Genomic DNA, 18,168 nt, shown 5'->3' on the forward strand with positions numbered 1-18,168 from the left:
CGATGAACGGCCTCTGGCGTCATCCGATCGCGCTCGGCCTTGCCGCGCTGGTCTTCGTCATCCTGCTCGCGGCGACGGTCACGATCGTGCCGGAGACGCAGCAGGCGGTGATCCTGCGCTTCGAGCAGCCGGTGCGCACCGTCAATGCGTGGAAGCAGGGCGAGCAGTTCGGCCGGACGGGGGCGGGCCCGATCCTGCGCATCCCGTTCATCGACCGGCTGGTGTGGCTCAACAAGCGCGTGCTCGACGTCGATTACGACAACCAGCAGGTGCTCTCGTCCGACCAGCTGCGGCTGGAGGTCGATGCCTATGCGCGCTTCCGGATCATCGATCCGCTGAAGGCGGTGAACGCCACCGGCAGCACGACGCAGACCGAAACCGCGATCACGGAGGCGCTGCGTCCGCTGCTCGGCAGCTCGATCCGCAACGAGCTCGGCAACCAGCCGTTCGCGACGCTGCTCAGCCCCGAACGCGACGAGGTGATGGACAATATCCAGACCCGGCTGCAGCGGCTCGCCAGCCAGTATGGCGTGCAGATCGTCGACGTCCGGATCAAGCATGCCGACCTGCCCGACGGCAGCCCGCTCGATCGCGCGCTGGCGCGGATGGCGACGGCGCGCCAGCAGCAGGCGATCACGATCCGTGCGCAGGGGCAGAAGGACGCGCAGATCATCCGTGGCGAGGCCGATGCCGCCTCGGCGCGCATCTACGCGCAAAGCTTCACCAAGGATGCGGATTTCTACGACTTCTACCGCGCGATGCAGTCCTACCGCCACACCTTCGGGGCGGACGGCGGGCCGGCGCCGACGGGATCGACGTCGATCATCCTGTCGCCGGGCAACAGCTACCTGCGGGAATTCGGCGGGCGGGGGCGTTGACCGGCGACGGTCGCGCGCCATCTTTCGCGAGCATGAACATTCAAGCGGCGTTCAGGCGTTTGGGGCCACTAAGGCACCAATTCTGAACGACCCAAACGAGAGGAATCTCCCCTAGTGCGTTACGCCTACGCGATCACCAGTGCGCTCCTCCTCGGCGGTGCGACCGCCACGCTCGCGCTCCAGCCGAGCACCGCCCAGCAGGCGCAGAACGAGCCGGGCGCGATCCAGGCCGCCGTGCCGCGCTCCGGCGCGCCGATGAGCTTCGCCGACATGGTGGCGAAGCTGCAACCCGCCGTCGTCAACATCTCGACCAAGCAGACGATCGTCCAGCAGCAGCCGGCGAATCCCTTCTCCGGCACGCCGTTCGGCGAATTGTTCGGCGGCATGGGCGGCGGCCAGGGCGGCGCGCCGGTCAAGCGCGAGGGCGCGTCGCTGGGGTCGGGCTTCCTGATCTCGCCGGACGGCTATGTCGTCACCAACGCGCACGTCATCAGCCCCGGCGCCCGCGGCGCGACGGTCAATTCGATCACCGTGACGCTGTCGAACAACAAGGAATATACCGCCAAGGTCATCGGCCAGGACACCGATTCCGACCTTGCCCTGCTCAAGATCGACGCGGCGGGCCTGCCGTACGTGAAGTGGGGCGATTCCGCGCAGTCGCGGGTCGGCGACTGGGTCGTCGCGATCGGCGAACCGTTCGGCCTCGGCGGCACCGTCACCGCCGGCATCATCTCGGCGATCAACCGCGTCACCGGGCAGGGCGGCGCCTATGACCGGTTCATCCAGACCGACGCCTCGATCAACCAGGGCAATTCGGGCGGCCCGATGTTCGATCTCAACGGCAACGTGATCGGCGTCAATTCGCAGATCTTCAGCCAGTCGGGCGGCAATATCGGCATCGGCTTCGCCATCCCGGCGGCGGTCGCCAAGCCGATCATCGAGACGTTCAAGGCGGGCGGCAAGATCAGCCGCGGCTATATCGGCGTCACCATCGGCGGCGGCGTCGACGACGATGCGGCCGCCGCGCTCGGCATCCCCAAGAATTCGGGCGAGCTGATCGCGCGCGTCGAGCCGGCCGGCCCGTCCGCGCGCGCGGGCCTGCGCGCCGGCGATGTGGTGACCAAGATCAACGGGCAGCAGGTCAGCAAGGACCAGACGCTGACCTATCTGGTGTCCAACCTGAAGCCGGGGACGACCGCGCGCTTCGACGTGCTGCGCGGCGGCCAGCCGGTCGCGGTCAACATCGCCGTCGCGACCCGTCCGTCGACCGAGCAGCTGCAGGCGCAGATCCAGGGCCAGGACGACAGCGGCGGCTTCGGCCCCAATGCCGGTCCGGGTGGCGACGATGGCGACGACGATACGTCGTCGGTGCCACAGTCGAGCACCGCACCGCTCGGCCTCACCGTCCAGCCGCTCACCCCGGGCATCGCCCGCGCGATCGGCGTCGACGGCGCGGTGCAGGGCGTGGTGATCGCGACGGTCGATTCGTCGAGCGATGCGGCCGGCAAGCTCAAGCGCGCCGACGTCATCACCGCAGTCAACGGCGTGCCGGTCCGCACCGCCGCCGACTACGCCCGCCTCGTCGCGCAGGCGAAGGCGGCGGGCCGTCCGCAGGTGCTGCTGCTGGTGCAGCGCGGCCGCGGCAACCCGGCGTTCGTGCCGGTCAAGGTCAAGTAAGCCGTTTCGACACGATAAAGGGCAGGGGCCGTCGCTCGGTGGAGCGACGGCCCTTTTCTTTTGCCCGCGCGCCGGGTTAGGTCCGTTGCCACGACGACGGGAGCGGACATGAGCGCCGAAAGCGACAAGGGTATCTTCATCGGTCTGGGCGGCGGCACGCCGCAGGTGCTCGACCTCAAGCGCGCCAACCGCCACGGCCTGATCGCCGGCGCGACCGGCACCGGCAAGACGGTGACGCTGCAGGGCATCATCGAAGGCTTTTCGAAGGTCGGCGTGCCGAGCTTCGTCGCCGACGTGAAGGGCGACCTGTCCGGCCTCGCCATGGCCGGCTCGCCGACGTCCAAGACCCACGCCGCCTTCGCCGCCCGCGCTGCGGAGATCGGCGACAGCGACTGGGTCTATGCCGACAATCCCGTGCAATTCTGGGACCTGTATGGCGAACAGGGCCACCCGATCCGCACCACGGTCAGCGAGATGGGGCCACTGCTGCTCAGCCGCCTGATGGACCTCAACGAGGTGCAGGAGGGGGTGATGACGATCGCCTTCCACGTCGCCGACAAGGAAGGGCTGCTGCTGATCGATCTGGACGACCTTCAGGCGATGCTCGCGCATTGCGCCACCCGCGCCGACGAACTGACGACGACCTACGGCAATGTCTCGAAACAGTCGATCGGCGCGATCCAGCGGTCTCTGCTCCAGCTGCGGACGCAGGGCGGGGAGCATTTCTTCGGCGAACCGGCGCTGGAGATGGACGATTTCATCCGCACCGACGATCGCGGGCGGGGCATCGTCAACGTCCTCGCCGCCGACAAACTGATGGCGGCGCCCAAGCTCTACAGCACGTTCCTGCTCTGGCTGATGAGCGAATTGTTCGAACATCTGCCCGAGGTCGGCGATCCCGACAAACCGAAGCTCGTGTTCTTCTTCGACGAGGCGCATCTGCTGTTCGACGAGGCGCCCAAGGCCTTGCTCGACAAGATCGAACAGGTCGTCCGGCTGATCCGGTCGAAGGGCGTCGGCGTCTATTTCATCACGCAGAATCCGATCGACATCCCCGACACCGTCGCGGGTCAGCTCGGCAACCGCGTCCAGCACGCCCTGCGCGCCTTCACCCCGCGCGATCAGGCGGCGGTGCGCTCCGCCGCGGAGACGTTCCGCGCCAACCCCGGCGTCGACGTCGCCACCGCGATCACCGAACTGAAGGTCGGCGAGGCTTTGGTGTCGCTGCTCCAGCCCGACGGCTCGCCGGCGCCGGTCGAGCGCACGCTCATCAAGCCGCCCGCCAGCCGCGTCGGCCCGGTCACGCCGCAGGAGCGGGCGGTGATGATCCAGACCGATGCCGTCGGCGACAAATACGATACCGCGATCGACCGCGAATCGGCGGAGGAGATGCTCGCCGCCAAGACGCAGGAGGCCGCCGCCTCCGCCGCGGCGGCACGCGCGACCGACGATGCGGCGAAGGCTGCGGCGTTGCAGGCGAAGGAGGACGCCAGAGCGGCAAAGGAATCGGCCCGCCTCCAGGCGGCGCAGGCGAAGGCGGATGCGCAGGCGCAGCGCGCCGCCGAGCGCGAGGCGGCGAACTCGCCCTGGTCGAAGGCGATGGGCTCGGCCACCCGCGCCGCCAGCTCGTCGATCGGCCGGCAGGTCGCCAACGAGATCGGCAAGCAGGTGTTCGGATCGTCGCGCAAATCCGCGGGCGGCGGGCTGGTCGGTACGGTGCTGCGCAGCGTGCTCGGCAACCTCATGCGCGGGCGCTGACCTCGACAAGCCGGTGCGGGGGGCTCACAGGGAAACGGACAGAACGGAGCCAGATCATGTCCCTCGACGACATCAGCAGCAGCGACTGGACGGCGGCCGGCGCCGCCGAACTGGACGACATCGTCACGCTGCGCCGCGCGATCCATGCCGAACCGGAGATCGGGCTGCACTGCCCGCGCACCACCGACAAGATCAAGGCGGCACTCGCCGGCCTGCCGCTCGAACTGCACGAGGGCAGCTCCACCACCGGGCTGATCGCGATCCTGCGCGGGCAGGCGGGCGACAATGGCCGCACGGTGCTGCTGCGCGGCGACATGGACGCGCTGCCGATGCAGGAGGAGACGGGCCTGCCGTTCGCCAGCACGATCGACGGGCGGATGCACGCCTGCGGCCATGATTCGCATACCGCGATGCTGGTCGGTGCGGCCCGGGCGCTGTCGGCGCGCCGCGACCGGTTGCCGGGAACGGTCGTCTTCATGTTCCAGCCGGGGGAGGAGGGGCATCACGGCGCCCGCTTCATGATCGAGGACGGCCTGCTCGACATCGCCGCACCCGACGCCGCCTTCGCGCTGCACATCACGCCGAACGCGCCCGGGGGGCTGGTCGTCACCCGCAGCGGGTCGATCATGGCGTCGGCGGACACGGTGCATGCGGTGATCCGCGGTGCGGGCGGCCATGCCGCGATGCCGCACGACTGCATCGATCCGGTGCCGGTCGCCTGCGAGATCGTCACCGCGCTCCAGACCTTCGTTGCCCGCCGCATCGCGGTCACCGACCCCGCGGTGCTGTCGATCACCAAGATCGAGGCCGGCTCCGCGCACAATATCATCCCGGGCGAGGTCCGCCTGCTGGGGACGCTGCGCACCCTGTCCGAAGCGACGCGCGACACGATGCAGGCGGCGTTCCGGCGTATCGCCGAGAATATCGCCGCGGCGCATGGCGCGACGGCGGAGGCATGGATCGACACCGGCTATCCGGTGACGGTCAACGACCCGCGCGGTGCGGCACTGGTCGAATCGGTCGCGGGCGACCTCGGCGCCGATTTCGCAAAGATGCCGCAGCCGATGATGGGCGCGGAGGATTTCTCCTATGTCCTCAAACGCTACCCGGGCGCCTTCGCCTTCCTCGGCGTCGCGCCCGCGGGCAGCGATCCCGCGACCAACCCACCGCTGCACAACACTCGCATGACGATCGAGGAATCGGTGATGGCGAAGGGCGTGGCGATCCATTGCGCGATCGCCACGCGCTATCTGGAGCGCGGGTTCGACTGACCCGGACCGCCCCTCCCCGCGGGGAGGGGCGCACGTTCATGTCTTGATGAGCCCGATCTCCACCAGCCGCTGGTGCAGGTAATCGTGCGCGGTGATCGGCTCGGGATAACGGTTCGGATTGTCCGGGGTGATCGTCTGCGGCAGCGTCTCGATCAGGAAATCGGGCGCGGGATGCAGGAAGAACGGCATCGAATAGCGCGAATGGCCGCGGCGCTCGGGCGGCGGGTTGACGACGCGGTGCGTGGTCGAGGGCAGGACGTGGTTGGTCAGCCGCTGCAGCATGTCGCCGACGTTGACCACCATCGCGCCCTCCGGCGGCTTGATCGCCAGCCAGCGGCCGTTGGCGCGGTCGAGCAGTTCCAGCCCGGCCTCCTCGGCTCCGAGCAGCAGGGTGATGAGGTTGATGTCCTCATGCGCCCCGGCGCGCACGCCCTCGGCATCGACCGGGATCGGCGGATAATGGAGCAGGCGCAGCACCGAATTGCCGTCCTTCACCGCCGGATCGAACCAGTCGGGCGAAAGCTTCAGATGGCGGGCGATGGCGGACAGCAGCCGGTCGCCGGCGCGGTCGAAGGCGGTGAACAGTTCGAGGAACGTATCCTTGAATCCCTCCGGCCGGGTCGGCCAGATGTTGGGCGACATGCTGTCCGCGAAGCGATGCCCCGCGGGCAGCTCGCGGCCGATATGCCAGAATTCCTTGAGGTCGACGTGCTTGGCGTCCTTGGCGATCTCGGTCTTGAACGGGGTATAGCCGCGCGCGCCGCCGCCGCCCTCGACGAAATAGCCGCGCTTCTCCGCCTCGGGCAGCGCGAACAGCGCTTCGGTCTCGCGCCACGCCCGCGCGATCAGGTCCTGCGGCACGCCATGGTCGGCGACGATCGCGAAACCGAACCGTTCGAAGGATTCGCCGAACGCGGCGGCGAAGCCGTCGGGGTCGCGATCCTGGTCGGCGAGGCTGAGGGTGGGAACGTGGGCGGAAGGGGAGTCGAGCATAAGGGCCATCCGTTTGATGAAGCGACGGTTATACGCCGCCGCAGGCACGCCGTCATGCGCAAGTTCGCAGGCGCCCGCGAAATCGCCGGTGAGAATCGGACGCCTTTGCTGACCCATGCGACCTCATATCATCGACTCGGCGCAGCCCGCTGCCGCTTGATCGCGGTAGCGGTATCCCGGCCCTTGTGGCGACGCGCGGAATGCAGGCACACACTGCCGGGTCTGGGGCGCGGTGGGGCTGCGAGTCAGGACGATCTGAATAGGCCGGACCCGGTCAGGGCGGGTACGGCGCATTGTGTTGGGGTCCGATGATAACTTTCGCCCGTACGGCTGTCGCTCTTCGTTCGCGCGTTCGCGCTCTCTTCGCCACCCGCGATGTCCTGTTCCACGACGGCAGGTCGCTGCGCCGGGTCAGCATCACCGGCCGCCGTCAGGTCGCCGCCGCCGCAATCGGCGCGCTGACCATCGGCTTCTCGGGCTATGGCGCGGCACAGGCGGCGCAGGTCGTCGGCCAGCCGGCGGACGGTCGCATCGCCCATATGGAACGCCAGATCGACGCGATGCAGGCACGGGTGTCGAACATCCGTCACGTCGCGCAGGTCCATGCCGAGCGCGTCGAGCAGCGTCAGGCGCTCATCACCGCCGCGCTGACCGGCAAGGGCGACGAGGCGAAGCTCGCCCTGGCGACGCTCGCGATCGATCCCACCGCCGATCGCCTCGCCGCCGATGTCGTCAAGCCGCTGGTCAAGGTCGAGGGGCGTCAGGCCGAACTCGCCGACGCCGCGCAGGAGGTGCTCGACCAGCGCCTCGCGCAGACCAATGCGACGCTCAAGAAGCTCGGCGTCGCCAGCCGCGTCGCCAAAGGCGGCATGGGCGGTCCGATCCTCGACGCCAACGGTGCCGAGGCACAGGCGGACCTCAAGGCGGACGCGCAGTTCCGCACGCTGTTCCAGAGCTGGAAGAAGCTCGACACGCTGCAGCAGGGGGCGATCGCCATCCCCTCGGTGCAGCCGGTGCAAAAGCTGAACTTCACCAGCAACTTCGGCATCCGCTCCGACCCGTTCCGCGGCACCGCGGCGATGCACGCCGGCGTCGACATCCCCGGCCCGGTCGGCACGCCGATCTATGCCACCGCCGACGGCATCGTCGATCACGCCGCGCGTCAGGGCGGCTATGGCAACATGGTCGAGATCAACCACGGCAAGGGCATCGCCACCCGCTACGGCCACCTCTCCAAGATCCTCGTCGCGGACGGCGCCCGCGTCACCCGCGGCCAGCTGATCGCGCTGATGGGCTCGACCGGCCGCTCGACCGGACCGCATCTGCATTACGAGGTTCGTATCGACGGCCATGCGGTCAACCCCGTGCCGTTCCTGACCACCGCCGATTATCTGCTCGCGGCACAGGACCGCGCGGTGCGCGCGATCCCGGTGTCGACCGACGGACCCGCCGCGCAGGACTGATCGCGCTATCGCAGCGACACGACGGGCGGGGGGCGACCTCCGCCCGTTTCGCGTCTGCAACGATCCGTACCATCGGCGGTTGCCCCGCCCCCCGTGCGCGCCTATCTCCGGGGCATGGCCAGTCTCGCTCCAGACATCATGCTCACGCCCGCTGCGGCGGCACGCGTCGCCGCGATCGCCGGCAAGCAGAACAAGCCCGCGATCCTCCGCCTGTCCGTCGACGGCGGCGGCTGTTCGGGCTTTCAGTATAAATTCGGCTTCGCCGACGCGCCCGACGGCGACGATACGATTGCGGAAACGGACGGCGTGCGGCTGGTCGTCGACAGTGTCAGCCTCGACCTCGTGCGCGGTTGCCAGGTCGATTACGTCGAATCGCTCGGCGGTGCGGCGTTCCGCGTCGAAAATCCCAACGCCGCGTCGGGCTGCGGCTGCGGCTCCAGCTTCGCGATCTGACGCGTGAAACTCGTCACGTACAACGTCAATGGTATCAAGGCCCGCCTCCCCCGCCTGATCGAATATCTCACCGAGCAGCAGCCCGATGTGGTGTGTCTGCAGGAGATCAAGTGCAGCGACGACACCTTCCCGTTTTCTGATATCGAGGCCGCGGGCTATGGCGCGGTCTGGCACGGGCAGAAGGGGTTCAACGGCGTCGCGGTGCTCGCCAGGGGCAGTATGCCGGTCGAGCGCCAGCGCGGGCTGGCGGGTGAGGCGGAGGACGAGCACAGCCGCTATCTCGAATGCGGGATCGACGGACTGGTCGTCGCCTCCATCTACCTGCCCAACGGCAATCCGCAGCCGGGACCGAAGTTCGACTACAAATTGCGCTGGATGGAGCGGCTCGCCGCGCGCGCGCAGGCGCTGCTGGACGAGGAAGTGCCGGTGGTGTTGATGGGCGATTACAACGTGATCCCCAACGACGACGACACCTTCTCGGTCCGGGCGATGGCGGATGACGCGCTGATGCAGCCGGAGAGCCGCGCCGCCTATCGCCGCCTGCTTGCGCAGGGCTGGACCGACGCGCTGCGCACCCGCCAGCCGAAGGGCGGCGTCTGGACCTTCTGGGACTATCAGGCGGGGGCGTGGCAGCGCGACGCCGGCTTCCGCATCGATCACTTGCTGCTTAGCCCGCAGGCCGCCGATCGCCTCGCCGATGCCGGTGTCGACAAGGCGTATCGTGGGCGTGAAAAGGCGAGCGACCATGCGCCGACCTGGGTCCGGCTGTCATGAGGCGGTCGGTGGCGGCGCTGCTGGCGTTCACCGCGTCGCCCGCGGTGGCGCAACAGCGTGAGCTGTGCCCGGAGCGGCCCGGGCTCGATACGCCTGCCTGTATCGTCGACCGCGGCCGGGTCATGGTCGAAACCGCCGTCGTCGACTGGACGCTCGACCGGCAGCCGGACGGCCGGACCGATACCGTCCTGATCGGCGATACGTCGGTCCGCGTCGGTGTCACCGACCGGATCGAGGCACGGATCGGCTGGACGCCCTATGGCCATGAGCGGACGCGCGATCGGGCGAGCGGCGCGATCGACCGGGTCGGCCAAAGCGGCGACGTGACGCTGGGCGTCAAGGCATCCTTGCTGCACGCCGACGGCAGCGGCCTGGCGATCGCCGCGCTGCCCTTCGTCAAGCTGCCGGTGGGTGGCAGTCGGATCGGCGCCGGCACGGTCGGCGCCGGGGTCCTGATGCCGGTCAGCTACGACCTGTCCGACACGGTGCAACTGGTCGCGACGCCGGAGATCGACGCCCGCCCCGACGACGATCGATCGGGCCGGCACTTGCGCTACAGCACGGCTGGTGGCGCGACGTTCAAGCTGACGGAAACGGTGGCGCTGTCCGCGGAGGGGCAGATGGTCCGCGACGACGATCCCGACGACCATTCGACGCAGGCGCTGGCGGCCCTGTCGTTCGCATGGCAGCCGCAGGACGACTGGCAGTTCGACATTTTCGGCGTCGCCGGGCTCAACGATGCGGCACCCGATCTGGAAGTGTCGGCGGGGATCGCGCGCCGCTTCTGATACTCGCGCTCTGGATCGGTGACGGCCCCGGTTGTATCGCCGTTGCGATACACGTCCGGAGTGAACCACCGTCATGATCCGCCATGCTCTCTTCGCCGCCATGCTGCTCGCCGGCACCGCCGCCGTCGCGCAGGACAAGCCTGCCGGTATCGATCCCACCGCGCTCGACCGCAGCGTCAAGCCGGGAGACGATTTCGAACAATATGCCAATGGCGCATGGCGTGCCCGTACCGAGATCCCGGCGGATCGCTCGTCGGTCGGCATCTTCCTGACCGTTTCGAAGATCGCCGACGAACGCACCGCCGCAATCGTCGCCGACGCCGCGAAGGGCGCCGCGGGCAGCGACCAGCGCCGGATCGCCGATTATTACACGGCCTATATGGACGCCGCCGGGATCGAGGCGCGCGGCGTCGCCCCGCTCAAGCCCGCGTTCGCCGACATCGCGGGGCTGCGCGACAAGACCGCGCTGTCGCGCCTGCTCGGCGCGAACACCCGCGTCGACGTCGATCCGCTCAACGCGACCGATTTCCAGACCGGCAATCTGTTCGGCCTGTTCGTGACGCAGGCGTTCGACCAGCCGACGAAAACGGTGCCTTATGTGCTGCAGGGCGGGCTCGGCATGCCCGACCGCGACTATTACCTGTCCGACACCGCGGCGATGAAGGAGGTGCGCGACGCCTATCGCGTCTATGTCACCACGCTGTTCCGCCTCGCTGGCTTCGACCAGCCGGAGGTGCGCGCGGATCGCGTCATTGATCTGGAAACGAAGATCGCGCGGGCACACGCCGACCTCGTCACCAGCCAGGATGCGCACAAGGCGAACAATCCATGGGCGGTCGCCGATTTTGCCGCAAAGGCGCCGGGGATCGACTGGCGGGCGTTCTGGCCTGCGGCACGGCTCGGCCGGCAGCAGGATTTCATCGTCTGGCAGCCGGCGGCGATCACCGGTCTGTCGGCGCTGGTCGCATCCGAACCGCTGGCTGCCTGGCAGGACTGGCTGCGCTTTCATCGCATCGACGCGGTGACGGCGGTGCTGCCGACCGCCTTCGACACGGCGAGCTTCGCCTTTTACGGCAAGGCGTTGAGCGGCACCCCGGAGCAACAGCCCCGCGCCAAGCGCGGGCTGGATGCGGTGAACGGCGCGCTCGGCGAGGCGATCGGGCGCATCTACGTGCAGCGCTATTTCCCGGCCTCGTCCAAAATCGACATCCAGCAGATGGTGACGGGCATGCTGAAGGCGTTCGACACGCGCGTGGCGGGGCTCGACTGGATGAAGCCGGAGACCAAGGCGGAGGCGCGGCGCAAGATCGAGACGATGATCGTCGGCATCGGCTATCCCGAACGCTGGGCGGATTATACGCGGCTGACGATCCGCGCCGACGATCCGGTCGGCAACAGCGAACGCGCCGACCTCGCCAATACCGAACGGCAACTGGCCAAGATCGGCCGGCCGGTCGACCGCAACGAATGGTGGCTGACTCCGCAGACGGTCAATGCGCTCAACCTGCCGATGCAGAATGCGCTGAACTTCCCCGCGGCGATTCTCGAGGCACCGTTCTACGATCCCAAGCGCGATGCGGCGGCCAATTACGGCGCGATCGGTGCGGTGATCGGGCATGAGATCAGTCATGGCTTCGACAATCTCGGTGCCGATTTCGATGCCGCGGGCCGGTTGCGCAACTGGTGGACCGCTGAGGACCTCGCCCGGTTCGAGGCGCAGGGGCAGGCGCTGGTCGCGCAATATGACGCCTATGAGGCGCTGCCCGGGTTGCACGTCAACGGCAAGCAGACGCTGGGCGAGAATATCGCCGACGTCGCCGGCCTGACCGCGGCGCTCGATGCCTATCATGCCTCGCTCGGCGGCAAGGCGGCGCCGGTGATCGGCGGGATGACCGGCGACCAGCGCCTGTTCCTGTCGTTCGCGCAGACCTGGGCCTCGAAGTTCCGCGACAGGGCGCTGCGCGCCCGCGTGCAGGGCGACGTCCACGCGCCGGCGCGGTTCCGGGCGCAGACGGTGCGCAACCTCGACGGCTGGTATGCCGCGTTCGGCGTGAAGCCGGGCGATGCGCTGTACCTCGCGTCCGACAAGCGCGTGCAGGTCTGGTAACCGCGGACAGCCCGCTACCCACCCCGGCCGCGACGTCCTATACCCCTGCGCCAAGCTACAGGGGATTGGGATGAGTCTGTTTCGCCGCAAGACGATCGTGGCGCAGCCGCCGGGGCAGCAGCTGGCGCGGACATTGGGGTGGCCGCATCTGGTGGCGCTGGGGGTCGGCGCGATCGTCGGCACCGGCATCCTGACGCTGATCGGTGTCGGTGCGGACCGCGCCGGGCCGGCGGTGATCCTGTCCTTCGTCGTCGCGGGCGCGATCTGCGCCTGCGCCGCGCTCTGCTATGCCGAGATGGCGACGATGATCCCGGCGTCGGGATCGGCCTATACCTACAGCTATGCGGTGCTCGGCGAGGTGATCGCCTGGGTGGTCGGGTGGAGCCTGATCCTCGAATATTCGCTGGTGGTGTCGACCGTCGCGGTCGGCTGGTCGGGCTATGCGGTCGGGTTCCTCAAGGGGCTGGGCGTGGTCGTGCCGAATGCGCTGGCGAACGGGCCGGGGCTGGGCGGCGTCGTCAACGTGCCGGCGGTGGCGATCATCGGCGTGGTCGCGGGCCTGCTGATGCTCGGCACCCGCGAGAGCGCGCGGATCAACACCGCGCTGGTGGTGCTCAAGATCGTGACGCTGGCGCTGTTCGTCGGCGTCGCGCTGCCCCATTTCGATCCGGCCAACCTCCACCCCTTCACGCCCTACGGCTATGGCAGCCCGACCGGCGAGGGCGGCGTGAAGTATGGCGTGATGGGCGCCGCAGCGATCATCTTCTTCGCCTTCTACGGCTTCGACGCCATCTCCACCGCGGCGGAGGAGGCGAAGAATCCGGAGCGCGATCTGGCGATCGGGATCGTCGGGTCGATGCTGGCGTGTACCGCCATCTACATGATCGTCGCGGCGACCGCGGTGGGGGCGGTGAGCTACACCCGTTTCGGCGACAGTCCGGAGCCGCTGGCGCTGATCCTGCGCGAATTGAATCAGCCCGGCGTCGCGACGATCGTCGCCGCCGCGGCCGCCATCGCATTGCCGACGGTGCTGCTCGCGTTCCTGTATGGGCAAAGCCGCATTTTCCTCGTCATGGCGCGCGACGGCTTCCTGCCGACCAGCCTCGCTAAGGTCAGCAAACGCGGGACGCCCGCGCGGATCACGCTGATGACCGCGATCTTCGTCGCCGTCATCGCCGGGCTGGCACCGCTCGACGTCATCGCCAGCCTCGCCAATGCCGGCACCTTGTGCGCGTTCGTCGCGGTGGCGGCCTGCGTGCTGGTGCTACGCCGACGCGATCCGGACGCGCGGCGGCCGTTCCGCACGCCCCTCGCCTGGGTGGTCGCGCCGCTCGCGATCGCCGGCTGCCTCTATCTGTTCACCAGCCTGCAGGTGGTGACGCAGGTCGCCTTCGTCGGCTGGAACGCCTTCGGCCTGCTCGTCTACTTCCTCTACGCGCGGGGCCGGGCCGAGGTCGCCCGCTGATGCCCGGCTGGCATATCGGGATCATCGGCGGCTCGGGGCTCTATGACGTCGAGGGGATCGAGGACGGCCGCTGGGTCGATGTAGAGAGCCCGTGGGGCCGGCCGTCCGATGCGATCTTCACCGGGCGGGTCGGTCCGGTCGCGGTGTCCTTCCTGCCGCGGCACGGCCGTGGGCACCGGATCAGCCCGGACCAGCTCGACGCACGCGCCAACATCGATTGCCTCAAGCGGCTTGGCGTCACCGACGTGCTGGCGGTGTCGTCGGTGGGATCGCTGGTCGAGGAACGGCCGCCGGGCAGCTTCACGATCGTCGACCAGTTCATCGACCGGACGAAGGGGCGGCCGTCGAGCTTCTACGGCACCGGGCTGGTTGCGCATGTTTCGATGGCCGATCCGGTCTGCCCACGGCTGAGCGCGCTGGTCGCCGATGCGGCGGGCGAGGTCGACCGTGGCGGCACCTATTTGGCGATGGAGGGGCCGCAATTCTCGATGCGCGCGGAAAGCCTGCTCTATCGGCAATGGGGGTGCCACGTCATCGGCATGACCGCGATGCCGGAGGCGAAACTGGCGCGGGAGGCGGAGCTGCCTTACGCGCTGGTGGGGATGGTCACCGACTATGACTGCTGGCGCGAGGGCGAGGCGGGGGTGGACGTGACACAGGTGATCGCCCAGCTTTCCGCCAATGCGGCCAAGGCGCGGGCGATGGTGGTGCGGTTGCTGCGCAGCCTGCCGGCGGAGCGTGCTGCGTCGCCGATCGATACCTGCCTGGATGCAGCGATCATCACCGCGAAGGGCGCGCGCGATCCCGCGCTGGTCGCGAAGCTGGATGCGGTGGCGGGGCGGGCGCTCGGTTAGCGTTCCGGCCCGACGCTCAGACCGTGGCGGTAGTTCATCGTTACCGCGACGCGGCTGGTGCCCGCGCCTAATGGAATCGCGACCTGTGCGAAGGCGGGCTTGAGGCGCAGGATCGATAATTTGGGGTCGCGGGAGAAGGCGCCGCCGTCGCCGCTGTCGGACTTGCCGTTGGCATTGGCGTCGTGGCGGACCGCGATGCCGTAGGTGCCCGGATGCGGTACGGGGATGCAGACCTCGACCGAACGGCGACCGCCGGCCGGCGCCTCCACGCGGGCGAGCCAGCGCCCTTTTTCGAGGAACCCGGCCTCGTCGTACAACTGGACGCGGACGCCGCCGGTGCTGGCGCGCAGGCCGCGGATGTCGACGATCAGGCGGTGCGTGGTCGTCGCGGTGCAGCCGGCGGTGTTGCCCTCCGCCGCGGCCGGGGCTGCGGCGAGCGTCAGGATCGCGAGGGGGAAAGCGTAACGGATCATGGCATCGATATCACGCCGGGATGTGGCCGGGGTATGTCGAAGGGGTGGCGTCGATGGGGTTGCGCGGCCGGCAACTTGGGCAACATGAACACCTTTGCGGAAACGATTTTATTCCATCGTTTCTATTCTGGCGACGATGAGACAGAGCCGGTTGGTCGACGGACGCGATAGCGGCTTGGCGCTGTGTATGGCAGGCCGGGTCAATTTCTGGAGGATTTGCAGGGGGTTGGTCTGGTGGGCGACCAACATCGGGGGCGGGATCGGCGATCCGGTCGCTTCCGCCGCGTCGGTGTCGCGCCTGCCCTCACCCTTCGCCGCCTTCGGCGTCTTTTCCCTCTCCCGATGGGAGAGGGAAGGCACGGCAACGAAAAGGGGAGGCGCCTTGCGGTGCCTCCCCCTGTCGTTCGTCCGAGACGCCGTCGCTTATGCGGCGAGCTTGCGCAGCACGTACTGGAGGATGCCGCCGTTGAGGAAATATTCCAGCTCGTTGACGGTATCGATGCGGCAGCGCGTCTCGAACGTCTCGGTCGCGCCATCGGCGCGCGCGAGCGTGACGGTGACGGTCTGACGCGGGCGCAGATCGGCGACGCCGGTGATCGTGAACGTTTCCGACCCATCGAGCTTCAGCGTTTCGCGGGTCACGCCCTCGGCAAACTGGAGCGGCAGGACGCCCATGCCGACGAGGTTCGAGCGGTGGATGCGCTCGAAGCTTTCAGTGATGACCGCACGCACGCCGAGCAGGTTGGTGCCCTTCGCCGCCCAGTCGCGCGACGAGCCGGTGCCATATTCCTTGCCCGCGACGATGACGAGCGGCGTGCCGTCCGCCTTGTGCCGCATCGCCGCGTCGTAGATCGGCATCGTCTCGCCGTCATAGCGGGTCATGCCGCCCTCGACGCCCGGCACCATCTCGTTCTTGATGCGGATATTGGCAAACGTGCCACGGACCATGACGTGGTCGTTGCCGCGGCGGGCGCCGTAACTATTGAAGTTGTTTCTGGAAACCTGGCGTTCCATCAACCACTTGCCGGCGGGGCTGTCGGCCTTGATCGAGCCTGCGGGGCTGATGTGGTCGGTGGTGATCGAATCGCCGAGGATCGCGAGCGGCTTTGCCTCGATGATGTCGGTGACCGGCGCCGGGGTCATGCCCATGCCCTCGAAATAGGGCGGGTTGGCGACATAGGTCGAACCCGACGGCCAGGCGTAGGTGTCCGAGCGGGTGATGTCGATCGCCTGCCACTTGCTGTCGCCGGCATAGACGTTGCCGTAGCGCGAGCGGAACATCGTGTCGTCGATGTTCGCCGCCATCACGTCGGCGATCTCCTGGTTGGTCGGCCACACGTCCTTCAGATAGACGTCCTGCCCGTCGGTGCCCTGGCCGAGCGGGGTTTCGGTCATGTCCTGCGTCACGGTGCCCTTCAGCGCATAGGCGACGACGAGCGGCGGCGAGGCGAGGAAGTTGGCGCGGACGTCCGGCGAGACGCGGCCCTCGAAGTTGCGGTTGCCCGACAGGACCGAGGCGGCGACGATGTCGCTGCCGTTGATCGCGGCGCTGATCGGCGCCGCCAGCGGGCCGGAATTGCCGATGCAGGTGGTGCAGCCATAACCGACGAGGTTGAAGCCGATCGCGTTCAGGTCCGCGGTCAGCCCGGCCTTGTCGAGATAGTCGGTGACGACCTGCGAACCGGGGGCGAGCGAGGTCTTGACCCACGGCTTGGGCTTCAGGCCGAGCGCGTTCGCCTTGCGCGCGACGAGGCCGGCGGCGACCAGCACCGACGGGTTCGAGGTGTTGGTGCAGCTGGTGATCGCGGCGATCACGACGTCGCCGTCGCCAATGTCATGGTCGCGATCGGCGACCGCGACGCGGGCCGGGCGCTCCTTGTGATAGACCTTGAACAGGTCGCCGTTGAACACCTCGTCGACCTTGCCGAGGCTGACGCGGTCCTGCGGACGCTTCGGGCCGGCGAGGCTGGCGGTGACCGACCCCATGTCGAGTTCGAGCGTGTCGGTGAACACCGGCTCGGGCGCGTCGTCGAAGCGCCAGAAGCCGTTCGCCTTCGCATAGGCCTCGACCAGCGCGACATTCTCCTCGGACCGCGCGGTGAGGCGCATATAGTCCATCGTCTTGTCGTCGATCGGGAAGAAGCCGCAGGTCGCGCCATATTCGGGCGCCATGTTGGCGATCGTCGCACGGTCGGCGAGCGTCATCGACGACAGGCCCGGGCCGAAGAATTCGACGAAGCGGCCGACGACGCCCTTGGCGCGCAGCATCTGCGTGACGGTGAGCACGAGGTCGGTGGCGGTGATGCCCTCGCGCAGCGCGCCGGTCAGCTTGAAGCCGACGACTTCGGGGATCAGCATCGACACCGGCTGGCCGAGCATCGCGGCCTCCGCCTCGATCCCGCCGACGCCCCAGCCGAGCACGCCCAGACCGTTAATCATCGTCGTGTGGCTGTCGGTGCCGACCAGCGTGTCGGGATAGGCGATCGCCTTGCCATCGCCATGGTCGCCGACGCTGTCGGTCGACCACACGGCCTGACCGATATATTCGAGGTTCACCTGATGGCAGATGCCGGTGCCGGGGGGGACGACCTTGAAATTGTCGAGCGCGGCCGAACCCCATTTCAGGAATTCGTAGCGCTCGCCGTTGCGCTCATATTCCAGATCGACGTTGTTCTCGAATGCCTGCGGCGTGCCGAATTCGTCGACCATGACCGAGTGATCGATGACGAGATGGACCGGAACCTGCGGGTTGATCTTGGCCGCGTCGCCGCCGAGCTTGGTGATCGCATCGCGCATCGCGGCGAGATCGACGACGCAGGGGACGCCGGTGAAATCCTGCATCAGCACGCGCGCGGGGCGGTACTGGATCTCGCGGTCCGAACGGCGTTCCTTCTGCCAGTCGACGATCGCCTGCACGTCCTCTTCGGTCACGGTCTTGCCGTCCTCGAAGCGGAGCATGTTCTCGAGCAGCACCTTCATCGAGAAGGGCAGGCGGCTGATGTCGCCGAATTTCGCCGCGGCCTTTTCGAGGCTGTAGTAATCGTAGCTCTTGTCGCCGACCGTCAGGGTCGTGCGGGTGTTCAGGCTGTCCTGGCCGATGGCGGTCATTATAGTCCCTTCAATTTGGCCCAGGGCGCTCGGGGAGGCGGCCTGAGGGCCGCGCGGGCGCGCGAGAGCGCTTCAGCGAAAGCGTATGTCGCTGGCGCCTTAGCAA

14 protein-coding genes are annotated in these 18,168 nt (G+C 68.3%); 11 read left to right on the forward strand and 3 right to left on the reverse strand.

The genetic code is table 11. The annotated features are described in order from the left end of the window. Positions 1-2 precede the first annotated feature (2 nt). The 4 genes from hflC to B2515_RS07275 all read left to right on the forward strand — a co-directional run bounded on the left by hflC (position 3) and on the right by B2515_RS07275 (position 5,584). Positions 3-878, forward strand: coding sequence for a protease modulator HflC (gene hflC / locus B2515_RS07260; RefSeq protein WP_293875293.1), 876 nt, complete (start codon positions 3-5; stop codon positions 876-878). Positions 879-992: 114 nt separating this feature from the next. Further along, positions 993-2,555: a Do family serine endopeptidase gene (locus B2515_RS07265; RefSeq protein ID WP_293875295.1), complete on the forward strand. Its 1,563-nt coding sequence runs from the start codon at positions 993-995 to the stop codon at positions 2,553-2,555. Positions 2,556-2,663: 108 nt separating this feature from the next. Next, positions 2,664-4,313: a helicase HerA-like domain-containing protein gene (locus tag B2515_RS07270; RefSeq protein WP_293875297.1), complete on the forward strand. Its 1,650-nt coding sequence runs from the start codon at positions 2,664-2,666 to the stop codon at positions 4,311-4,313. 56 nt (positions 4,314-4,369) lie between these two features. Then, positions 4,370-5,584 (forward strand): M20 metallopeptidase family protein, encoded by a 1,215-nt coding sequence (locus B2515_RS07275; RefSeq protein WP_293875299.1) that lies wholly within the window; start codon positions 4,370-4,372, stop codon positions 5,582-5,584. Positions 5,585-5,620: 36 nt separating this feature from the next. On the opposite strand, the gene B2515_RS07280 is transcribed toward B2515_RS07275, so the two are convergent. Further along, entirely contained in the window at positions 5,621-6,577 is a 957-nt protein-coding gene (locus B2515_RS07280; protein WP_293875301.1) for an isopenicillin N synthase family dioxygenase, read from the reverse strand. A gap of 308 nt (positions 6,578-6,885) precedes the next feature. On the opposite strand from B2515_RS07280, the gene B2515_RS07285 reads away from it, so the two are divergent. From B2515_RS07285 to mtnP, 7 genes are all read left to right on the forward strand, one after another. Beyond that, entirely contained in the window at positions 6,886-8,040 is a 1,155-nt protein-coding gene (locus B2515_RS07285) for a M23 family metallopeptidase (protein WP_293875303.1), read from the forward strand. A 114-nt stretch (positions 8,041-8,154) separates the two neighbouring features. Continuing rightward, positions 8,155-8,493, forward strand: coding sequence for an iron-sulfur cluster insertion protein ErpA (erpA, locus tag B2515_RS07290; protein ID WP_293875305.1), 339 nt, complete (start codon positions 8,155-8,157; stop codon positions 8,491-8,493). Between the two features lie 3 nt (positions 8,494-8,496). After that, complete coding sequence (gene xth, locus B2515_RS07295) at positions 8,497-9,267, forward strand: exodeoxyribonuclease III (protein ID WP_293875307.1); 771 nt, start codon at positions 8,497-8,499, stop codon at positions 9,265-9,267. Beyond that, positions 9,264-10,055 carry a transporter gene (locus tag B2515_RS07300; RefSeq protein ID WP_293875309.1) on the forward strand — a complete coding sequence of 264 codons (792 nt, stop codon included), beginning with the start codon at positions 9,264-9,266 and terminating at the stop codon, positions 10,053-10,055. The genes xth and B2515_RS07300 overlap by 4 nt, the downstream gene beginning before the upstream one ends. Before the next feature lie 73 nt (positions 10,056-10,128). Beyond that, positions 10,129-12,162 (forward strand): M13 family metallopeptidase, encoded by a 2,034-nt coding sequence (locus B2515_RS07305; RefSeq protein WP_293875311.1) that lies wholly within the window; start codon positions 10,129-10,131, stop codon positions 12,160-12,162. A 70-nt stretch (positions 12,163-12,232) separates the two neighbouring features. Beyond that, positions 12,233-13,627 (forward strand): amino acid permease, encoded by a 1,395-nt coding sequence (locus B2515_RS07310; protein WP_293875313.1) that lies wholly within the window; start codon positions 12,233-12,235, stop codon positions 13,625-13,627. Continuing rightward, positions 13,627-14,481, forward strand: a complete 855-nt coding sequence (mtnP, locus tag B2515_RS07315) for an S-methyl-5'-thioadenosine phosphorylase (protein ID WP_293875315.1) — start codon at positions 13,627-13,629, stop codon at positions 14,479-14,481. Before B2515_RS07310 ends, mtnP begins: the two co-directional genes overlap by 1 nt. Here the strand turns inward: mtnP and B2515_RS07320 are convergent. Together B2515_RS07320 and acnA are read right to left on the reverse strand one after the other, a co-directional pair. Next, a complete protein-coding gene (locus B2515_RS07320; protein WP_293875317.1) occupies positions 14,478-14,954 on the reverse strand; it encodes a DUF2141 domain-containing protein in 477 nt (158 codons plus the stop codon). The genes mtnP and B2515_RS07320 overlap by 4 nt on opposite strands. Before the next feature lie 423 nt (positions 14,955-15,377). Further along, on the reverse strand, positions 15,378-18,062 hold the full coding sequence (acnA, locus tag B2515_RS07325; RefSeq protein WP_293875319.1) for an aconitate hydratase AcnA: 2,685 nt from the start codon (positions 18,060-18,062) through the stop codon (positions 15,378-15,380). Positions 18,063-18,168: the final 106 nt, after the last annotated feature.

The sequence above is a fragment of the Sphingomonas sp. UBA978 genome, assembly GCF_002292295.1.
Taxonomy (GTDB): domain Bacteria; phylum Pseudomonadota; class Alphaproteobacteria; order Sphingomonadales; family Sphingomonadaceae; genus Sphingomonas.